This is a genomic window from Pseudomonas sp. PIC25, assembly GCF_002286785.1.
In the GTDB taxonomy this organism is placed as follows: domain Bacteria; phylum Pseudomonadota; class Gammaproteobacteria; order Pseudomonadales; family Pseudomonadaceae; genus Pseudomonas_M.
In genome coordinates, this window is record NZ_MUJY01000181.1 from 56,937 (window position 1) to 75,995 (window position 19,059).

Consider the following 19,059-nt stretch of genomic DNA (forward strand, 5'->3'; position numbering starts at 1 on the left):
CAGCAAGTTCAGTCGAAAACCACCGTCTTGTTGTCGTGCACCAGAACCCGGTCTTCCAAGTGATAGCGTAGCCCACGGGAGAGCACCATCTTCTCCACATCCTTGCCGAGACGGACCATATCCTCGACGCTGTCGCGGTGGGTCACGCGTACCACGTCCTGCTCGATGATCGGGCCGGCATCCAGTTCCTCGGTGACGTAGTGGCAGGTGGCGCCGATCAGCTTCACACCCCGCAGGGACGCCTGGTGATAAGGCTTGGCGCCGACGAAGGACGGCAGGAAGCTGTGGTGGATATTGATCACCCGGTGGGCGTACTCGCGGCACAGTTGCGGCGGCAGGATTTGCATGTAGCGGGCCAGCACCACTGCATCCGCGCGATATTCGCCGACCAGGCGCGACACCTCGGCGAATGCCGTCTCCTTGTCGTGCGGAACCACCGGGACATAGTGGTAGGGAATGCCATGCCACTCCACCATGCTGCGCAGGTCGTCATGGTTGGCGATGACACAGGGGATTTCGCAATCCAGCTCGCCGCTGTGCCAGCGGTGCAGCAGATCGGCCAGGCAATGGGACTCGCGGCTGGCCATCAGCACCACGCGCTTCTTCACCGCCGAATCGGTGATCCGCCATTCCATGGAAAACTCCCGGGCGATGGGCGAGAACGCCTGGCGAAAACCATCGAGATCGAAAGGCAGGGAGTCCGCGCGGATTTCGTGGCGCATGAAGAACCACCCGCTCTGGCTGTCCGAGTGATGACTGGCCTCGGTGATCCAGCCATTGTAAGTGGCCAGGAAGTTACTGACCTTGGCGACGATACCGACGCCGTCCGGACAGGCGATGACCAGCCGAAAAGTGCGCATGCGGAAACTCCAGAAACTTTCACGAAAGGCGCCATTCTAGCCAGAGCCCCGGAAAACTTCAGTAACCCCGCGCATCTTCCGGTTCGCCCCGATTGGCCAACCTGGGACCGCACCGTGCATCGCCAGTAATTGTCGGCATGCAATGTCGCCCTGCCGGCTTGAGTTACTTCTCCGAAAAGCGCCGCAGGCAGCGATTTTAATTCAGAGATTTACCAGGCCCCGGCAAACTTCGAACGATGAATTCAAGCAAAACATTTCAAACATGTTTACTTGATCAAACTGCGTGACTATTATTGCTGCCATTAGCCCTTGTCGATCCCCCCGAATGAAGGATTACCCCATGTCGCTGATCAATGAATACCGCTCCATAGAAGAAACCATCAAGGAACTCCAAGAGCGCCTGAAAAACCTGTCGCAGGACGACAAACTGCAAAAAGAACTGGAGTTCGAAAGCAAACTCCGCGAGCTGATGGGTGAGTACCAGAAGTCCCTGCGTGACATCATCGCCCTGCTCGATCCGGATGCCAAACAAGGCAAGACTGCACGCGCAGGAAAAGCCGCAGGCACCACCGGCGGCAAGCGCGCCCGCAAGGTCAAGCAATACAAGAACCCGCACACCGGTGAAGTCATCGAAACCAAAGGTGGCAACCACAAGACCCTGAAAGAGTGGAAAGCCAAGTGGGGTGCCGATGAAGTGGAAAGCTGGGCCACTCTGCTCGGCTGATATCGGCGCTCTCTCCGCCTTGAAAAACGCCAGCTTCGCTGGCGTTTTTTATGGGCGCGTCATGGCGCCCCGTTCCTCGATACGGAAATTCCGAGTCAAGCCCACAACTATTCGACCGCCACACCTACCGAGCCGCCCAAACCAACGGTGACATAACGCTCGCGTAGTTTTTGGACATATTCACGCCACTCCGTCAGCACCTGCTGCTGGGCCGGAGCGCAGTTATCCCAGTACTGCAGCAATGCCGTCTCAAAATTCTCCAGGGTATTGGGCGCCCCTAGTTCAGGGCGATTCAGACGCTGCCAGCAGAAATTCCGCCAGCGCACTTGCTCGTCCGCCGACAAAGTTTCAGGAAAGTTGCGTGCACGGTAACGGAACAGCAACTCGGGCAGGCGGCTATCGTCGAATGGCCACCCGTCCCCGGCCAGTCTTTGCGGATCGGCACAACGCACTTGTTCGCAGAGTCGCCGATCGCGGTCGGCAAGAAACCCCGAATATAACTGCTGTTCCGGGTCTTCGCAGGGAACGAAATCTTCCGCGCCATACAGCGATAACAACTTGTCACGCCAGACCGCCTGCTTTTCCCTCAGCATTTCGCCACGGGACGAACATAACTCCATGTCCAGTTGCAACCGCTCCTTATCCTGCTCGCGCAACACATTCAACGGAGCAACGACCGGACAGCGATTCACATGCAGCAACTTCAGCGGTATCGGAAGTTCACCATCGGCCAACTCTTCGCGACGGGTGTAGAGCCGCTGGCGCAGGCTCTCCGCATCCAGCTCCAGTAACGGCTGAGGATCGGCCTGGAGATCGCAGACGATCAAGGCGTTGCGGTTGCGCGGATGCCAGGCCAGCGGCAGCACCACCGCCAGGCAATGGCGACTCATGGAAAAACGTCCGGATATATGCACCAGCGGTTGCAGCAGGCGGACCTGCTCGAGTACCTGATGCTTGCTGCGCAGCCGATAGAGATAGTCATACAGCTTCGGCTGTCGCTCCCGCAGCAGCCGCGCCAGGGCAATGGTCGCACGGACGTCGGAAAGCGCATCGTGAGCTCGCCCATGTTCGATGCCGTTGGCTGCGGTCAGGCGCTCCAGCTTGAGCGTCACCCGTCCGTCTTCTTCAGGCCAGGCAATACCTTCCGGACGCAGGGCATAGGCCGTCCGTACAAGATCGATGAGGTCCCAGCGGCTGTTGCCGCCTTGCCATTCGCGCCCGTAGGGATCGAAAAAATTGCGATAGAGACTGTAGCGGGTGACTTCGTCGTCGAAGCGCAGGGTGTTATAGCCGGCACCACAAGTCCCGGGGCTGGCCAGCTCGGCATGTATGCGGGCCATGAACTCGGCCTCGCAGAGCCCCTTTTCCGCCAGCCGGGCGGGGGTGATCCCGGTCACCAGGCAAGCCGCCGGATGCGGCAGGATATCGTCACTCAGACGGCAGTAAAGGTTGAGCGGCTCGCCGATTTCATGGAGCGCTTCATCGGTACGAATACCCGCAACCTGCAACGGACGATCACAACGCGGGTCGATGCCAGTGGTTTCGTAGTCGTACCAGAAGATGCTGGAAGTCACTGTCGCGTCCTTAGGCTGATGAACCGCGCAGTTTAACACCGGCTATTCTTGCGAAACCTGCGACGCATAGAGGTGAAAAACATGATGTTGCGCACAGGTCCGGAAGGCTCGATCTTGCCGGCCACCTGCCAGTATGGCTAGCATGACCGTGCCTGGACGTTAATATTCAACACGGATGACCCATCATGAGCGACACTCTCGCACAAAATCCCTACGCAGCCCCCTCCAGCAACCTGCAGGAAATCCCGGCCAACGGGCAGGTACCTACCGTCGAAGAAGCCCTGCGCCGCGGCTACGACTTCAGCATCGGCGACCTGCTGAGCGAAGCCTGGCAACGCACCAAAGGCACCAAGGGCATCATTCTTGGCGGCTTCATCATTTTCTACGTCGTGATGTTCGTGGCGATGACCGTCGTTGGCTTCGTCTTCGGCCTCGTGGGCATGATGAACCCCGACAGCCTGGGTGCCATGATCGTCGGGCAATTGGTGGTGACCATTATCGCCACTGCCGCAACCTATCCGTTCCTGGCGGGTATCAACATGGTCGGCATCCGCCGTGCCGCCGACCAGCCGGTGACGTTCAACGAGATCTTCAGCCACTTCGGCCGTACCGTCCCGCTGATCGTCGCAGGTCTCCTCATGTTGCTGCTCATCTATATCGGCATGTTCCTGCTGATCATTCCGGGCATCTACCTGAGCGTCGCCTACATGCTCGCCCTGCCGCTGGTGGTGGAGCGCGGTCTGTCGCCCTGGCAGGCGCTGGAAGCCTCCCGCAAGGCGATCAGCCAGCATTGGTTCAAATGTTTCGGCCTGTTCCTGCTTCTCGGCTTGATCCTCAGCCTGAGCGCCATCCCACTGGGCATCGGACTGATCTGGACCATTCCGCTTTTCGTAGTGAGCATCGGGGTCCTGTATCGCACCATCTTCGGTGTGCTGCCAGTCAAATAATGAACCCGCCCTACCGGGCCGCCAGGCGGCCCGGTTGATTTCCCGGCCCGCTGCTAGCTAGCATCGGGCTTTCCCAGACGCAGTCAGCCGATGTCCCTTACCTCCTCCGTCGCCAGTCCATACCCAGCGCGGGACGAACCCCTGGATACCCGTTTCCATGTGGAAACCCCGGAAGGCATCGATCTGCTCCTGCGTCCCGCCAGCCTCGTTCCACGCGCCCTCGCCTTCACCATTGACCTAGGTATCCGCGGCGTCATTCTGCTGGTCATGTTCGTGGTGCTCGGCCTGCTCGGCCAACTCGGCATGGGCCTCGGGACCATCCTGCTGTTCCTGGTCACCTGGTGGTACATGGTGCTGTTCGAAGTGCTCAACCAGGGACGCTCGCCAGGCAAGCAGTTGCTCGGCCTGCGCGTAGTGCATGACGACGGGACACCGGTCGGCTGGGCGGCTTCGCTGACGCGCAATCTGCTGCGCTTCGTGGACATCCTGCCGTTCGGGTACACCCTGGGTATCCTCAGTTGCCTGAACCACCCCGCCTTCAAGCGTCTCGGCGACATGGCTGCCGGCACCCTGGTGGTCTACCGGGAAGAAATGCCGGCTCGCCCGGAATTACCGGAAGCCTCGCCGCTGCGTGCGCCCTTCCCGCTCAGCCTGGCCGAGCAACGTGCGATGCTCGGTTTTGCCGAGCGCCAGGCCGGTCTCTCCGCGGCTCGCCGCACAGAGCTGGCCAGCCTCCTGGCCGAGCCGTTGGATGTGCCTGCCGAGCAGGCCGAAGCGCAGATCAACGGCATCGCCCGCGGTCTGCTGGGGCCGGTATGAAGCAGAGCCTGTTCGAAAAAAGGTACGAAGCCGACTGGCAGCGCTTTGCCAGCCTGTTGGAAGCGCTCGAACGCGGCAAGGCCGACGGCCAAACCAGTCTCGGTTTTTCCGCCGAGTACCGACGTATCTGCCAGCACCTCGCCCTGGCCCAGGCAAGGGGCTACAGCAGCCACCTCATCGATCACTTGCAGCAGATGGCCATGCGTGGCCACCAGCAGTTCTACCGGCACCGCAGCCATCTCGGTGCCAGCATCCTCAGTTTCCTGCTCGGCGGATTTCCACGCCTCGTCAGGGCCGAATGGCGCAGCGTGACCGTCGCCAGCCTGTTGTTCTTCGGCAGCCTGATCGCCATGGGCGTGCTGGTCTATCTGTTCCCGGACCTGATCTACAGCCTGGTGGACCCGGCCCAGGTCAGCGAAATGGAATCCATGTACGACCCCGATGCCCGCCGGCTCGGCCGCTTCGGCGAACGGGACTCCGGCGACGACTGGATGATGTTCGGCTTCTACATCATGAACAACATCGGCATCGCCTTTCAGACGTTCGCCAGCGGCCTGCTGTTCTGCCTCGGCAGCGTCTTCTTCCTGCTGTTCAACGGGCTGACCATCGGTGCGGTAGCCGGACGACTGAGCGAAATCGGCTATGGCGAGACGTTCTGGTCGTTCGTCATCGGTCATGGCGCCTTCGAGCTGACCGCCATCGCCCTGGCCGGGGCCGCCGGCCTCAAGCTCGGCTGGGCGCTGCTGGCTCCGGGACGCCTGCCACGCGGGGAAGCCTTGCGCCTTGCCGCCGGCAAGAGCATCCAACTGGTCGCCGGCGTGATTCTGCTGCTGCTCATCGCCGCCTTCATCGAAGCCTATTGGTCATCGATGACCTACACCACACCCCTGATCAAGTACCTGGTCGGTACCGGGCTGTGGCTGTTGGTTCTCGGTTATTTCCTCTTTGCCGGACGCCAGCATGCGCCTGACTGATGCCAGCGTCGCCATTCGCCCCCGTAGTGCCTGGGAAGCGCTGGACCTCGGCGTCCTGCTGGCGCGCCGGCATGTCGGCCTGCTCATGGTCAGCTGGGCACTGTTCACCCTGCCGATCTTCATCCTGCTCAGCCTTGCGCTGTGGCGATATCCCGGCTGGGCGATCTTCCTCTTCTGGCTATTCAAGCCCGCCTACGAGCGACTGCCGCTGCACATTCTTTCCCGTGCATTGTTCGGCGACACACCGACGCTCAAGGAAGCGCTCAAGGCCCTGCCCCGCCTGTTGAAACCGCAACTGCTGGCCAGTGTCACTTGGCGCCGTTTCAGCCCGACCCGCAGCTTCGATCTGCCGGTGCTCCAGCTCGAAGGACTGTCCGGCCAGGCACGCAGCCAACGCTTGGTGGTGCTCGGCCAGCGCGACGCCGGCGCCGCGAGCTGGCTGACCGTCGTCGGCATGCACTTGGAAGGCGCCCTCTGTTTCGGCCTCATCGCCCTTCTCTACATGCTGCTGCCCCAGCAGCTGGTCGTGGACATGGACTGGCAGAAACTGGTCGAGGCCGCCTCCGGTGACTGGCTCTGGCTGGACCACCTGTCCAACCTGATCTACGCCCTGGTGCTGATCGCTTGGGAACCGGTCTACGTCGCCTGCGGCTTCACCCTCTACCTGAATCGCCGCACCGCGCTAGAGGCCTGGGACATCGAACTGGTATTCCGCCGCTTGCGCCAGCGCTTGACAGGTATCGCCTACGCCGTGCTGCTGGCCTTCGGCGTTCTGCTCGTCCATCCCCCCGAGCCCGCCTGGGCGGCACCCGACCAGGTACCGGCAGCCGAGGCGAAGGACCCACAAGGACCGGAAGCGGACCGCCTGCTTCGCCAGCCGTTGACCAGCAAGGCCGCCCAGGAAAGCATCCATGCCCTGCTCGACCAACCGCCCTTCGAAAACCGCGAAACCGTCACCCGCTGGCGTTTTGGCGAAGAAAAGAAACCCGAGGAGCTGACCAAGCAGGACGTCGAAGGCTTCGCGAAGCTGCTCAAAGGGCTCTTCAATCTGGCCGAATTCTGGAAGAGCCTCGACACCGTGGCACTGGTTTTCGAAGTCCTGCTCTGGACAGCCGTCATCAGCCTGCTCGCCTGGATAATCTGGCGCTATCGCGATTGGCTGGCGGCCTTTGCTGGGCGTGTCGGCCTGCCCGTACGCCTCGAACGACAGGTACCGAACCAGTTGTTCGGCCTGGAAATCGCCCCCGAAAGCCTGCCGGACGACGTCGCCAGCGAAGCCGAACGACTCTGGGCCGAACAGCCGCGCGCGGCTCTGGGTCTTTTGTACCGCGCGCTGCTCAGCCAACTGCTGCATACCCATCGCCTGCCCCTCAAGGCCTCTCATACCGAAAGCGAAGTGCTCAGGCTCGTAGGGCAGTTGGAGCAGCCCGAACTGGAGTCATACAGCCAACTCCTGACCGCGCAGTGGTTGAATCTCGCCTACGGCCATCGATTGCCCGAGCAGCCCCTGCGCGACAGGCTCTGCGGCGGCTGGCGCCAGTTGTTCGGCCAGGAGGTCAAGGCATGAGCCGGCGCGGGACCTTCATTCTCGGCACGGCCCTTTTGTTCCTGCTGGGCTTGCTGGCCATCTATCTGCTTGGCAAAGCCGAGCCCTATGAGGAAACCATCAAGCACGGTCCGTCGCCCGAGGTGAAAGCCAATCCCTATCTCGCGGCCGAGCACTTTCTTCGTCGTCAGAACCTCAGGGTGAATCGCGCCGACGGCCTGGAGGGGCTTGCAACTCTGCCCAGCCAGGGTCAGACCCTGCTATTCCTCGGCGATCGCGAAAACATGACACCCCGCCAGGCCGAACGCCTGCTGCAGTGGACGGCCAAGGGCGGCCATCTGCTATTCGTCGCCGAGCGGCTTTATGACGAGGATGACGGCAAGAGCGGCGACCTGCTTCTCGATCAACTGGGTATCCAACAGTACCTCGCCGAAGACCTCGACGAAGAGGAGGAAGGCAACGAAACGCCGGAGTCTCCAGCCGTCGGAGACGAAACGCCCGAGACTGCCGAAGCGCCCGACGAAGAACCTTATCCGGAGCTGACCAAGCTGTATCTGGAAAACGAGGAAGCACCCGCCTACCTCTCGTTCGATACCGACTACCATCTCTACGACTCGCAGAACCGCGCCCATGCCTGGGCCAACAGCGGCAATGCGACGCACATGCTGCAGCTCTACCATGGGGATGGCCTGATCACGGTCCTGACCGACAGCTGGATCTGGCAGACCCGCGACATCGACAAATACGACAACGCCTGGTTGCTCTGGTACCTGACCCAGGACAGCGACGTCACGCTGGTCTACAGTACCGACCGCACCGATCTGTTCAGCCTGCTGCTGCGCCATTTCCCGGAGGCGCTGACGGCGCTGGCCCTGCTCATCGGCTTCGGCTTGTGGTCCGCAGGCCTGCGCCAGGGGCCCCTGCTCGCGCCGGTCAGCCGTTCGCGCCGGCAGCTGGAGGAACACCTGCGCGGCAGCGCCGATTTCCTGCTTCGCCGCAACGGTCAACAAAGCCTGCTGCAAAGCTTGCAGCAGGACGTCCTGCGCCGCGCACGACGTCGGCACCCGGGTTTCGAGCGGCTCGCCGTGGCCGATCAGTGGCAGGTCCTGGGCCGCCTGACCCGCCTGCCGTCCAGCACCATCAGTCAAGCCATGCGACCGCTACCGGCCCAACGGCTGAGCGCCGCCGATTTCACCCGCCAGGTCGCCCACCTGCAAAATCTCAGGAATGCCCTATGAGCGAACAAACGCCCGAACAAGCCAATAGCGCCCCTGCCAGCCCTGCCGCACCCAATGCAGCCTCTCAGCGTCAGCGTGCCAGCCAACTGGCCCAGGCCCTGCGCCAGGAATTGCAGAAGGCGGTGATCGGCCAGCAGGCGGTGATCGACGACGTGTTGACGGCGCTAATCGCCAGCGGGCATGTGCTGGTCGAGGGCGTACCGGGACTCGGCAAGACGTTGCTGGTACGCGCCTTGGCCCGCTGCTTCGGAGGCGAGTTCGCCCGCATCCAGTTCACCCCGGACCTGATGCCCAGCGATGTCACCGGCCATGCCGTCTACGACCTGCAGAGCGAACAGTTCAAGCTGCGCAAGGGGCCGGTGTTCACCAACCTGCTGCTGGCCGACGAGATCAACCGCGCGCCGGCCAAGACCCAGGCGGCCCTGCTCGAAGTCATGCAGGAACGTCAGGTGACCCTCGAGGGCCGCGCCCTGTCGGTACCGCAACCGTTCCTGGTACTGGCCACGCAGAACCCGATCGAGCAGGAAGGTACTTACCCACTGCCCGAAGCCGAGCTCGACCGTTTCATGCTCAAACTGCGCATGGATTACCCGGAAGCCAGCGAAGAGCTCGCCCTGGTTCGCCAGGTCACTCGCTCGGCCAAGGCTGACATGCTGGAAGTGACGCCTTTGCGTACCTTGTTGCAGGCCAAGGATGTCCTGGCCTTGCAGAAGATCGCCAGCGACCTGCCCCTCGACGAACAAGTGCTGGACTACGCCGTGCGCTTGACCCGGGCGACCCGCAGTTGGCCGGGCCTGGCCATGGGCGCCGGGCCACGGGCCTCCATTGCCCTGGTTCGCGGCGGACGCGCCCGCGCCCTGCTGCGCGGCGGCGAGTTCGTGATCCCGGACGATATCAAGGGTTGCGCCCTGGCCGTGCTGCGCCATCGCGTACGGCTGGCACCGGAGCTGGATATCGAGGGCCTCTCGGTGGATCAAGTCCTGCAGCAGCTTCTCGATCAGGTACCGGCACCACGTCTATGAGCCGCTCCTTGTCAGGCATTTCAGGGCGAATCGAACCGACATGAAGCCATCACGCACATTGCTGGTGCTGCTCGGTGTGCTGCTGGCACTCGCCATTCTGCTCGGCACGCTGCACGCCCTGGCCATCAAGCTGCCGCAGACACTGGCCCTGATCTGGTGGGGTGCGCTCTGCGCGCTGCTGTTGGCGGGCACCGCCGATGCGCTCTGGCTACGCCGGTTGCCCATTCCCCGGGCTGAACGCCTGCTGCCCGGCAACCTGCCTCTGGGTCGCTGGAGTGAAGTACGGCTGAGCCTGCATCATGATTTTTCGCAGCCCATCGTCGTCGAAGTGTTCGATCACGTCCCCGACGGCATGGCCCTCGAATACCTGCCGCAACGCGTCGAGCTACGCCCCGGCGAACGGACCGACTTCGGCTATCGTGTCCGCCCCTTGGCACGTGGTCATTTCCACTTTCCCCGCTGCGAGCTGCTGCTTCCCAGCCCTTTGCGTCTCTGGCATGGCCGCCGCTACCTGGCGCTACCCGGCGAGACCCGCGTCTATCCGGACTTCGCCCGCCTCTATGGCGCCCAGCTGATGGCCGTGGACGACTGGCTGAGCCAGCTCGGTGTCCGTCAGCGGCCACGCCGCGGCCTAGGCCTGGAATTCCATCAGTTACGCGAATTCCGCGATGGCGACAGCCTGCGGCAGATCGACTGGAAGGCTACGGCGCGGAAACGCATGCCGATCGCCCGGGAATACCAGGACGAACGCGACCAGCAGATCGTCTTCCTGATCGACTGCGGCCGGCGCATGCGCAGCCAGGACGGCGAACTGGCGCATTTCGACCATGCGCTCAATGCCTGCCTGCTGCTGAGCTATGTGGCCCTCCGCCAGGGCGACGCCGTGGGACTGGCCACCTTCGCCGGCGTTCAGGACCGCTACCTGGCCCCGGTGAAAGGCCCGGCCCAGCTGAATGTCTTGTTGAATGCCGTCTATGATCTGCAGAGCACCCGCCTTCCGGCGGACTTCTCCGCGGCCGTCGACAAACTGCTCGCCCGACAGCGGCGGCGGGCTCTGGTCGTGCTGGTGACCAACCTGCGGGACGAGGATGACGAAGAGCTGCTCAACGCGGTCAAGCGGCTCGGCCGCCAACACCGCGTACTGATCGCCAGCCTGCGCGAGGAAGTGCTCGACAGCCTGCGCCAGACACCGGTGCAACACTATGAGCAGGCCTTGGACTACTGCGGCGCCGTGGACTACCTGAACGCCCGCGCCAGCCTGCACGAGAGCCTCACGGCACATGGCATGCCGGTTTTGGATGCACGGCCGAGCCAGCTCGGTCCCGAGCTGGTCAGCCGTTACCTGGCCTGGAAAAAGGCTGGCGTTCTGTAGCGCCCTCTTGCGAAGACGAAGCCGGACAAGTCCGGCTTTTTCTTGCTCAGGCCGAAGCGGCTAGCGGACGAAAGGTGAAGTAGTAACGCAGGGCTTCGACCAGTTCGACATATTCCGGTGGCGGAACCACCAGGGAAAAACCTGAGTCGTAATGCCCGGGATTGACGTCTTCGCGGCTCCACTGGCACGTGGCGAAGAAGTCGATGTGGTGAACCTGCCCATCCTGCCCTGGAATCTTCAGGCGCATGTCGAAACGCGCGCCTACGAGCATGGGCAACTGACTGATCAGCATCATGCCGTCAATCGAAACATTCCCGATGTAGCCCATCGGTTTATCGGTGATGCGGTTGAACACCTTCAGGTAGTAAGGCAACTGATGGCGCTCGATTCGTCGTTGAGTGCGCATAGTGGCAGATCGCTATTGTTGGCCAGTTGAGTATGGCCGCACTACCACGGGAAAGGCCAGCATTAACCGCAACGTTCTGTTATCTGGGCCTGAAGACGACGACGAGCGGTAGCGATCTCGTCGTCGCTGTAGTAAACCCTTTCACCTTGTGCGGTTTCAGTGAAGTAGCGCCCACCTCGCTCAATCTGTGCCAGGTCGCTGCGCAACCGCCGACACTCCGTGTCGCGCCGGGCACGCTGCTGGGCCGCTTCGGACGCGGCCTGGGCCTGCTCCTGCCGGCGCGCATCGAAAACCTTCGCAGCACGTGTCTCGCGCTCGCGCGTCGCATCGTCGCGCTCGACCACTTGCGGCTTGACTTCGATCTGCTCGGCACCGGCCGGCGGACGCTCACCGAAATGCACGCGCCCCTGCGCATCGGTCCACCGATAAATCTCCGCAGCCGCCACCCCCGGCAGCAACAGAACGCAGAACAGTAGGTGACGCATGCCTATCCTCCATGGGCAATCTCAGCTTAGTGCGGACCGGATGCCGTCGCCCGTCGCGGGTCGACCGGCGGTCGCCATCAGGAACGCGGCGCGGAAGCCGCAGGTACCGCCTTGGCCGGTTCGTCCGCATGATAATGGCCGAGCTGCCGCAATGTCTCCAGTCGCGCGCGGGCGCGGTAGGCGTATTCGCTGGCTGGATAGCGGGCGATGATGAACTGGTAGGTCTGAGCGGCGTCGACGAACAGCTTCTGCCGCTCGAGACACTGTCCGCGCAGCAGCGAGATTTCCGGCTGCAGGTAGCTGCGCGAGCGGCTGCGGCGTTCGGCCTGGGACAGCTCCAGCATCACGCGCTCGCAATCGCCATCTTCGTAATAGCGATACGCATTGTTCAGGTGGTGATCCAGGGACCAGCGGGTGCAACCGGCGCTGGACGCCAGCAAGGCCAGAATGATCAGGGTTCGCATGGACAATTCCTCCGTCAAGGGTATCGACGGCGCTCGGGATTTCTTCAATGGAGATGCCGAAGCATAACCTCCGTTGGGTCGTGCTGGCAGCGTGCCCTGGTGTGCCGGGCACGCTGCTAGACTGCCAGCACCTCTCCAGGCCTGGGAAACATCCATGCATCCAGCCCGACTCAGCCTCCTCGTCGTCCTCGCCCTGCTCGCCGGCTGTTCGCCTACCACGCCGTTGTTCATCGCCCAGATCACCACCCAGGAAGTGGTCGAGTACAAGAATCTGAAAACCAACCGCATGACGGCTGCCGTCGAGGAGGAAGGCGATCTGTTCACCTACAGCGCCATGGCCATCCGCGACGCCAAGAGCGCACAAGCGGAGTCGCTTTACCTCGGTGGTTACCACGACGAAAAACTCAGCCCCGAAGTCAGGGCCATCGCCCTCTACCAGATCGGCCTGATCTACATGAACCGCTACAACGACGAGCGGGACGACAACAAGGCGCTGACCTACCTGCATCGCGTGCTGGACGAATTCCCGAGCACTCGGGCGGCGGAGCGTGCCGAAGCCCGCATTCTGGTCATCCGCAAGCGCGCCGAAGAACCGGTGCAAAAGACGTCCCGCGAATTGCTCGCGCACTGGCAGCCACAACAGAACCTGGACCTCAACAAACCCAGCCTGGACCCGGACATGACCCTGCTCTCCCGTCGTGCCGTTCTCAAGGATAGGGTCGCCGAGGCCGAGGAGCTTTATTTGCTGGCCCTGGGCGACCCCGGCGTACCGCGCGACATCAAGGAGCGGGCGCTGTACCAGTTGGGGCTGATGCATCAGGCGCCGGACAATCCCAAGGCCAGCCGCGACAAGGCGATTGCCTACTTTCGACGACTCCTGGTGCAGTTCCCCGACAGCAACCTGGCCGGCAAGGCCTCCCGCCATCTGGATCAGGCGTTGAACCAGACCGCGCCCTGACGCCTGCGCAGCGTTTGTCGCCCCCCGCCCTCTTTGGCTTGAGCAGCGGCCTCAAAAGGGCTTTATTGAACACAGCCCGGCGTGATTCAGATCAAGCAGTGCGCCGGGTAACTGAGGTGCAATGCCAGCGACCCACAGCCGAGGAATGCCGCGATGAAACTACGCCAGTTGCTGGTCGTCATCGACCCCTCCCAGGACGCCCAGCCGGCACTGGAGCGCGCCACGATGCTGGCCCGTGAAAGCGGCGCCTCCATGGAGCTGTTGCTCTGCGAATTCAACACCGCCCTGGACAGCGGCCTGTGGTTCGACGGTTCGTCGCTGGAGAAAAACCGCACCTCCTTCCTCGAACATCGCCGCCAATGGTTGGAGCAACTGGCCGCGCCGCTACGCAGCGCGGGTATCGACGTCGCGCTGGAAGTCCGCTGGGGCAAACCGCTGCACCGCATGATCCTGACGCGAATTGCCGAATTGAAGCCCGATCTGGTCTTCAAGTCCGCCCGCAACCAAGGTTTGTTCAAACGCCTGTTCCTGACCAACACCTGCTGGCAACTGATTCGCCACAGTTCATCGCCGCTCTGGCTCGTGCACCATGGCGAATGGCAGGGACGTCGCCTGTGCGCCGCCCTCGATCCGCTGCACAGCGCCGACAAGCCGGCCAACCTCGACCACCGGCTGATCGCCGCCGCCCGCGAACTCGGCGAACAACTCGATCTCGAGGCGCACTACCTGCACAGCTACGCCCCGCTGCCACGGACCCTGGTCTTCGACGCCGAACTGGTCGCCGACTACGAACACTATGTCGAGCGCTGCGCCACCCAGCATCGCGAAGCGTTCGAACAACTCCTCAGCCAGTACCCCATCCCTTTGCCCAATACGCACCTGCTGGAAGGCTTTGCCGAAGAGGTGATTCCACGCTTCGTTCGCGAGCAGGAGATCGACCTGCTGATGATGGGAGCGGTCGCTCGCGGCAGCCTGGATACCGCCTTGATCGGGAACACCGCCGAACGGGTTTTGGAGGCCGTGGAGTGCGATCTGCTGGTGCTTAGAGCCGAAAGCGAAGGTAGTGCAGAGGAACAATGACTACAGGGTTCCGGCGTAGTAGCCTCCGGGTCTGCGTCAATTAAGGAGCCCTTGCATGACCCTGCGCCGTACCAAGATCGTCGCCACTCTAGGCCCTGCCAGCAACTCCCCGGAAGTGCTGGAAAAACTGATTCTCGCCGGCATCGATGTCGCCCGCCTGAACTTCTCCCACGGCACTCCGGACGAACACAAGGCGCGCGCCCGCCTGGTGCGCGAACTGGCCGCCAAGCACGGTCGCTTCGTAGCGCTGCTCGGTGACCTGCAAGGGCCGAAGATCCGCATCGCCAAGTTCGCCAACAAACGCATCGAGCTGGCCGAGGGCGATCGCTTCCGCTTCTCCGTCACTCATCCGCGCGATGCCGGTACCCAGGACGTGGTGGGTATCGACTACCCCGATCTGATCAACGACTGCGGCGTCGGCGATGAGCTGCTGCTGGACGATGGCCGCGTAGTGATGCGCGTCGATGACAAGACAGCGGATGAGCTGATCTGCACCGTGCTGATCGGCGGTCCGCTGTCCGATCACAAGGGTATCAACCGTCGCGGTGGCGGCCTGACCGCTCCGGCGCTGACGCCCAAGGACAAGGCCGATATCAAGCTGGCTGCGGAAATGGATCTGGATTACCTCGCCGTGTCCTTCCCCCGCGATGCGGCCGACATGGAGCTCGCCCGTCGTCTGCGCGACGAGGCCGGCGGCACCGCCTGGCTGGTGGCGAAGATCGAACGCGCCGAGGCAGTGGCCGACGACGAAACCCTCGACGGGCTGATCCGCGCCAGCGACGCTGTGATGGTGGCCCGCGGTGACCTCGGCGTGGAAATCGGCGACGCCGAACTGGTCGGCATCCAGAAAAAGATCATTCTGCATGCCCGCCGCAACAACAAGGCCGTGATCACCGCTACCCAGATGATGGAGTCGATGATCACCAACCCCATGCCCACTCGCGCCGAGGTCTCCGACGTAGCCAACGCTGCGCTGGACTACACGGATGCGGTGATGCTCTCCGCCGAAAGCGCCGCCGGCGCCTATCCGGTGGAGGCAGTGAAAGCCATGGCGCGCGTCTGCGTCGGCGCGGAGAAACACCCCACCAGCCAGAAGTCCAGCCATCGCCTGGGCCAGCGTTTCCAGCGCTGCGACGAAAGCGTGGCTCTGGCGGCGATGTACACCGCCAATCACTTCCCCGGCGTGAAGGCCATCATCAGCCTGACGGAAAGCGGCTACAGCCCGCTGATCATGTCGCGTATCCGTTCTGCCGTACCGATCTTTGCATTCACCCCGCACCGGGAGGCCCAAGCCCGGGTGGCCCTGTTCCGTGGCGTCTACACCGTTCCCTTCGACCCGGCCTCGCTACCGGCCGACAAGGTCAGCCAGGCGGCGGTCGACGAACTGCTCAAGCGTGGCGTGGTAGAACCGGGGGACTGGGTGGTGCTGACCAAGGGCGACCGTTACCACGGTACCGGCGGCACCAACACCATGAAGATTCTGCATGTCGGCGACCCGCTCGTCTGAGCGCCCCCAAATAAAGAAGGCCGCATTCGCGGCCTTCTTTTTTATTTCTCAAGCGGTGGTCTGCGGAGGCGGCGACGACCGCGGCCAGGCATCCAGAACCGCCTTGAACAAGGTGGCCAGCGGAATGGCAAAAAACACTCCCCAGAATCCCCACAGCCCGCCAAACAACAAGACGGCACAAATGATCGCTACTGGATGCAGGTTCACCGCCTCGGAGAACAGCAACGGAACCAACACGTTGCCATCCAGTGCCTGAATCACGCCATAGACCACCATCAGATAGATGAACTGATCGCCCCAGCCCCACTGGAACAAGCCAATGAGCGCAACCGGCACGGTGACCACCACCGCGCCGATATAGGGCACAATCACCGAGAACCCTACCAGCAGCGCCAGCAACGCAGCGTAGTTCAGGCCGAGGGCAGCAAAGGCGATATAGGTCACCACACCGCAGATGATGATCTCAATGACTTTGCCGCGGATGTAGTTGGCGATCTGCTGGTTCATCTCTTGGGCAACCTGAGTCATCAGGGCTCGATCGCGTGGCAGATAGCCGCTGAACCAATGGGCGATCAGTGCACGGTCCTTGAGGAAGAAGAACACCAGGATCGGTACCAGGACGAGATAGATCATGATGTTGATCAGTATCGGCAGACTCGACAGGGAAAACGTCAGCAACCATTGGCCGAACTTACCGATCTCGCCACGCGCTGCCTCGATGGCCTGCAGTACCTGTTCGGTCGTGACCAGATGCGGATAACGCTCCGGCAACAGCAACAGGAGCGACTGCCATTCACCGAGCATGCGCGGCAACTCATTGAACAGCGTGATCAATTGCTGCCAGAGCAGCGGCACGAGCACCAGCATGAACAGCGCCAGCACGCCGATGAATAATGCAAACACCAGCCAGACCGCAGCGATCTGCGGCAGATGCAGGCGCTCCAGCGCATTCACCAACCCCTGCATCAGGAACGCCAGCACCAGACCGGCCAATACCGGCGCCAGCATGTCGCCCAGCGTCAGCACGGCGGCAAAGCCGAGAACCAACAATACGGCCAGCACCACCGCTTCCTCATCGGAGAAGTAGCGCTGCACCCAATCACGGAGCACCTTGACCATCAGAATTCCTTGGACGGGAACGGCAATCGGGGGAATGAATCAGGCCTTGCGCAACCAGTAGCGATAGACCTCGCCTTCGACTTCCTCACGCAACAGTTCATGCCCGGCCAGTTTGGCGAAAGCACGGAAGTCGCGCTGCGAGCCGGCATCGGTCGCCGTCACCTTTAGCACCGCCCCGCTCGGCAGGCGATTGAGTTCCAGCTTGGCCTTGAGTAGGGGCAGCGGACAATTCAGCCCGCTGGCATCCAGCTCGGCATCGCAGGCGACGGCCCGCTCTACAGCGTCGTTCATAGTCATCTCCAGGCAAGTGGCTAGGATACCGAAGGCGGCGCGGCCCTGGCCAGTTGACCAAAGGCCCGGCTAAAGTAGCAGCTTTGCCGTTACGAGCCCTGTGCATGAATTTTTTGCGCCCCACTCTGCTGTCGCTCGCCTGCCTGCTTGCTCTGCCCGCCCCCGCCAGCGACCTGCCGTCGCTCGGCGATGCCAGTTCGGCCATCGTCTCGCCGGAGCAGGAACATCAGCTCGGCCGGGCCTGGCTAAGCCTTCTGCGCGGGCAGGTCGATCAACTGTCCGACCCTCAACTCAAGGATTTCGTCGAAACCAGCGTCTACCGCCTGGCCGAAACCAGCCAGCTGCAGGACCGCCGCTTGGAGTTCGTCCTGCTCAACAGCCCCCAGTTGAACGCCTTCGCCGCACCCGGCGGGATCATCGGCGTCAACGGCGGCCTGTTCCTCTATGCCCAAACCGAAGCCGAATACGCATCGGTCCTCGCCCACGAGCTGGCACACCTGTCGCAACGGCATTTCGCCCGTAACCTGGAAGCGCAGAAGCGCATGCAGGTTCCGATGATGGCCGCCATGCTGGCGGGAATCGTGGCCGCAGCGGCCGGTGCCGGCGATGCGGGGATCGCCGCCATTGCCTCGACCCAGGCCGCGGCCATTCAGGAGCAGCGGCGGTTTTCCCGGCAGAACGAACAGGAGGCCGACCGCATCGGCATTCTCAACCTGGAAAAGGCTGGCTACGACCCCCGGGCCATGCCGAGCATGTTCGAGCGGTTGATGCGCCAGTACCGCTACGACCGAAAGCCACCGGAGTTCTTGCTGACCCACCCGGTGACCGAATCGCGTATCGCCGACACTCGCAACCGCGCCGAGCAATACCAGGCCGGCGGCGCCGAAGACAGCCTGCGCTACCAGTTGATGCGCGCCCGCGTGCAACTGAGCTACGAAGAAACGCCGGGCATGGCCGCCAAGCGCTTCCGCACCATGCTCGACGAGAATCCCAAGCTGGATGCCGCCCGCTACGGCCTGGCGATTGCCCAGACCAAGGCCGGACAACTCAACGAAGCGCGCGTCAACCTCGACGCGCTTCTGCAGAAGGCCCCGGAAGACATCGTCTACAATCTGGCGATGGTCGACCTGGACATCACTGCCAATCGCCTGGCCGACGCCCAGAAGCGCGTGGATCACCTGCTCGGGCTCTTCCCGGGCAACTATCCGCTGAAACAGGCGCGGATCGATCTGCTGCTCAAGCAAAATCAACCGCAAAAAGCGGAGAAGGCCCTGGATGAACTCCTGAAGAATCGACCGCACGATCCAGACATCTGGTATCTGGTTGCCGAAACCCGGGGACTGTCCGGCAACATCGTCGGCCTGCATCAGGCCCGGGCGGAGTTCTTCGCTTTGGTCGGCGACTACGATCAGGCTATCGAACAGCTCGACTTCGCCAAACGCCGGAGCAATGGCAATTTCCAACTCGCCTCGCGTATCGATGCCCGGCAGAAGGAGCTGATGGAGGAACAGAAGATGGTGAAGGACATGCTGCGCTGATCACTCTGCTCACCAACAAAAAGCCCGGCTCTCATGGCCGTAATGCTGTTCACTTAAGCATTTGAGCCCCGGCGGGGCTTCCCCGAAAATCCGATGCCAGGTCTCTGGCATCGGATTTTTTATGTCTCTCCAACA

General features: G+C 62.5%; 19 protein-coding genes. 12 read left to right on the top strand and 7 right to left on the bottom strand.

All coding sequences use genetic code 11. The features are described 5' to 3' along the window. Window positions 1-8: 8 nt before the first annotated feature. Complete coding sequence (purU, locus tag BZL41_RS24045) at window positions 9-860, bottom strand: formyltetrahydrofolate deformylase (RefSeq protein ID WP_095601591.1); 852 nt, start codon at window positions 858-860, stop codon at window positions 9-11. Between the two features lie 340 nt (window positions 861-1,200). On the opposite strand from purU, the gene mvaT reads away from it, so the two are divergent. Beyond that, on the top strand, window positions 1,201-1,584 hold the full coding sequence (gene mvaT / locus BZL41_RS24050) for a histone-like nucleoid-structuring protein MvaT (protein WP_095601592.1): 384 nt from the start codon (window positions 1,201-1,203) through the stop codon (window positions 1,582-1,584). A gap of 107 nt (window positions 1,585-1,691) precedes the next feature. Here mvaT and sbcB read toward each other — a convergent pair whose 3' ends face one another. After that, on the bottom strand, window positions 1,692-3,158 hold the full coding sequence (sbcB, locus tag BZL41_RS24055) for an exodeoxyribonuclease I (protein WP_095601593.1): 1,467 nt from the start codon (window positions 3,156-3,158) through the stop codon (window positions 1,692-1,694). 185 nt (window positions 3,159-3,343) lie between these two features. On the opposite strand from sbcB, the gene BZL41_RS24060 reads away from it, so the two are divergent. The 7 genes from BZL41_RS24060 to BZL41_RS24090 all read left to right on the top strand — a co-directional run bounded on the left by BZL41_RS24060 (window position 3,344) and on the right by BZL41_RS24090 (window position 11,076). Then, window positions 3,344-4,105 carry a hypothetical protein gene (locus BZL41_RS24060; protein ID WP_095601594.1) on the top strand — a complete coding sequence of 254 codons (762 nt, stop codon included), beginning with the start codon at window positions 3,344-3,346 and terminating at the stop codon, window positions 4,103-4,105. Between the two features lie 90 nt (window positions 4,106-4,195). Beyond that, on the top strand, window positions 4,196-4,924 hold the full coding sequence (locus BZL41_RS24065; protein WP_095601595.1) for an RDD family protein: 729 nt from the start codon (window positions 4,196-4,198) through the stop codon (window positions 4,922-4,924). Continuing rightward, window positions 4,921-5,898, top strand: a complete 978-nt coding sequence (locus tag BZL41_RS24070; protein WP_084335018.1) for a stage II sporulation protein M — start codon at window positions 4,921-4,923, stop codon at window positions 5,896-5,898. Before BZL41_RS24065 ends, BZL41_RS24070 begins: the two co-directional genes overlap by 4 nt. After that, window positions 5,885-7,465 (top strand): DUF4129 domain-containing protein, encoded by a 1,581-nt coding sequence (locus tag BZL41_RS24075; protein WP_095601608.1) that lies wholly within the window; start codon window positions 5,885-5,887, stop codon window positions 7,463-7,465. Before BZL41_RS24070 ends, BZL41_RS24075 begins: the two co-directional genes overlap by 14 nt. After that, window positions 7,462-8,682, top strand: a complete 1,221-nt coding sequence (locus BZL41_RS24080; RefSeq protein WP_095601596.1) for a DUF4350 domain-containing protein — start codon at window positions 7,462-7,464, stop codon at window positions 8,680-8,682. Before BZL41_RS24075 ends, BZL41_RS24080 begins: the two co-directional genes overlap by 4 nt. Next, window positions 8,679-9,704 carry a MoxR family ATPase gene (locus BZL41_RS24085; protein ID WP_095601597.1) on the top strand — a complete coding sequence of 342 codons (1,026 nt, stop codon included), beginning with the start codon at window positions 8,679-8,681 and terminating at the stop codon, window positions 9,702-9,704. The genes BZL41_RS24080 and BZL41_RS24085 overlap by 4 nt, the downstream gene beginning before the upstream one ends. 40 nt (window positions 9,705-9,744) lie before the next feature. Continuing rightward, window positions 9,745-11,076, top strand: coding sequence for a DUF58 domain-containing protein (locus BZL41_RS24090; RefSeq protein WP_095601598.1), 1,332 nt, complete (start codon window positions 9,745-9,747; stop codon window positions 11,074-11,076). A 46-nt stretch (window positions 11,077-11,122) separates the two neighbouring features. On the opposite strand, the gene BZL41_RS24095 is transcribed toward BZL41_RS24090, so the two are convergent. The 3 genes from BZL41_RS24095 to BZL41_RS24105 form a co-directional block, all read right to left on the bottom strand. After that, complete coding sequence (locus tag BZL41_RS24095) at window positions 11,123-11,482, bottom strand: PilZ domain-containing protein (protein ID WP_084334591.1); 360 nt, start codon at window positions 11,480-11,482, stop codon at window positions 11,123-11,125. 62 nt (window positions 11,483-11,544) lie between these two features. After that, complete coding sequence (locus BZL41_RS24100; RefSeq protein WP_095601599.1) at window positions 11,545-11,967, bottom strand: DUF4124 domain-containing protein; 423 nt, start codon at window positions 11,965-11,967, stop codon at window positions 11,545-11,547. A gap of 77 nt (window positions 11,968-12,044) precedes the next feature. Continuing rightward, window positions 12,045-12,431 carry a tol-pal system YbgF family protein gene (locus BZL41_RS24105; RefSeq protein WP_095601600.1) on the bottom strand — a complete coding sequence of 129 codons (387 nt, stop codon included), beginning with the start codon at window positions 12,429-12,431 and terminating at the stop codon, window positions 12,045-12,047. A gap of 154 nt (window positions 12,432-12,585) precedes the next feature. Between BZL41_RS24105 and BZL41_RS24110 the strand changes: the two genes are divergently transcribed. The 3 genes from BZL41_RS24110 (at window position 12,586) to pyk (ending at window position 15,976) form a co-directional block, all read left to right on the top strand. Beyond that, window positions 12,586-13,389 (top strand): tetratricopeptide repeat protein, encoded by an 804-nt coding sequence (locus BZL41_RS24110; RefSeq protein ID WP_095601601.1) that lies wholly within the window; start codon window positions 12,586-12,588, stop codon window positions 13,387-13,389. A 153-nt stretch (window positions 13,390-13,542) separates the two neighbouring features. Then, window positions 13,543-14,469 (top strand): universal stress protein, encoded by a 927-nt coding sequence (locus BZL41_RS24115; RefSeq protein WP_095601602.1) that lies wholly within the window; start codon window positions 13,543-13,545, stop codon window positions 14,467-14,469. A gap of 55 nt (window positions 14,470-14,524) precedes the next feature. Next, window positions 14,525-15,976 (top strand): pyruvate kinase, encoded by a 1,452-nt coding sequence (gene pyk, locus BZL41_RS24120; protein WP_095601603.1) that lies wholly within the window; start codon window positions 14,525-14,527, stop codon window positions 15,974-15,976. Between the two features lie 48 nt (window positions 15,977-16,024). On the opposite strand, the gene BZL41_RS24125 is transcribed toward pyk, so the two are convergent. Both BZL41_RS24125 and BZL41_RS24130 read right to left on the bottom strand, forming a co-directional pair. Continuing rightward, complete coding sequence (locus tag BZL41_RS24125; protein ID WP_095601604.1) at window positions 16,025-17,095, bottom strand: AI-2E family transporter; 1,071 nt, start codon at window positions 17,093-17,095, stop codon at window positions 16,025-16,027. A 39-nt stretch (window positions 17,096-17,134) separates the two neighbouring features. Beyond that, entirely contained in the window at window positions 17,135-17,386 is a 252-nt protein-coding gene (locus BZL41_RS24130) for a sulfurtransferase TusA family protein (RefSeq protein ID WP_095601605.1), read from the bottom strand. A gap of 104 nt (window positions 17,387-17,490) precedes the next feature. Between BZL41_RS24130 and BZL41_RS24135 the strand changes: the two genes are divergently transcribed. Continuing rightward, on the top strand, window positions 17,491-18,924 hold the full coding sequence (locus tag BZL41_RS24135) for a M48 family metalloprotease (RefSeq protein WP_095601606.1): 1,434 nt from the start codon (window positions 17,491-17,493) through the stop codon (window positions 18,922-18,924). The last annotated feature ends 135 nt before the right edge of the window (window positions 18,925-19,059 follow it).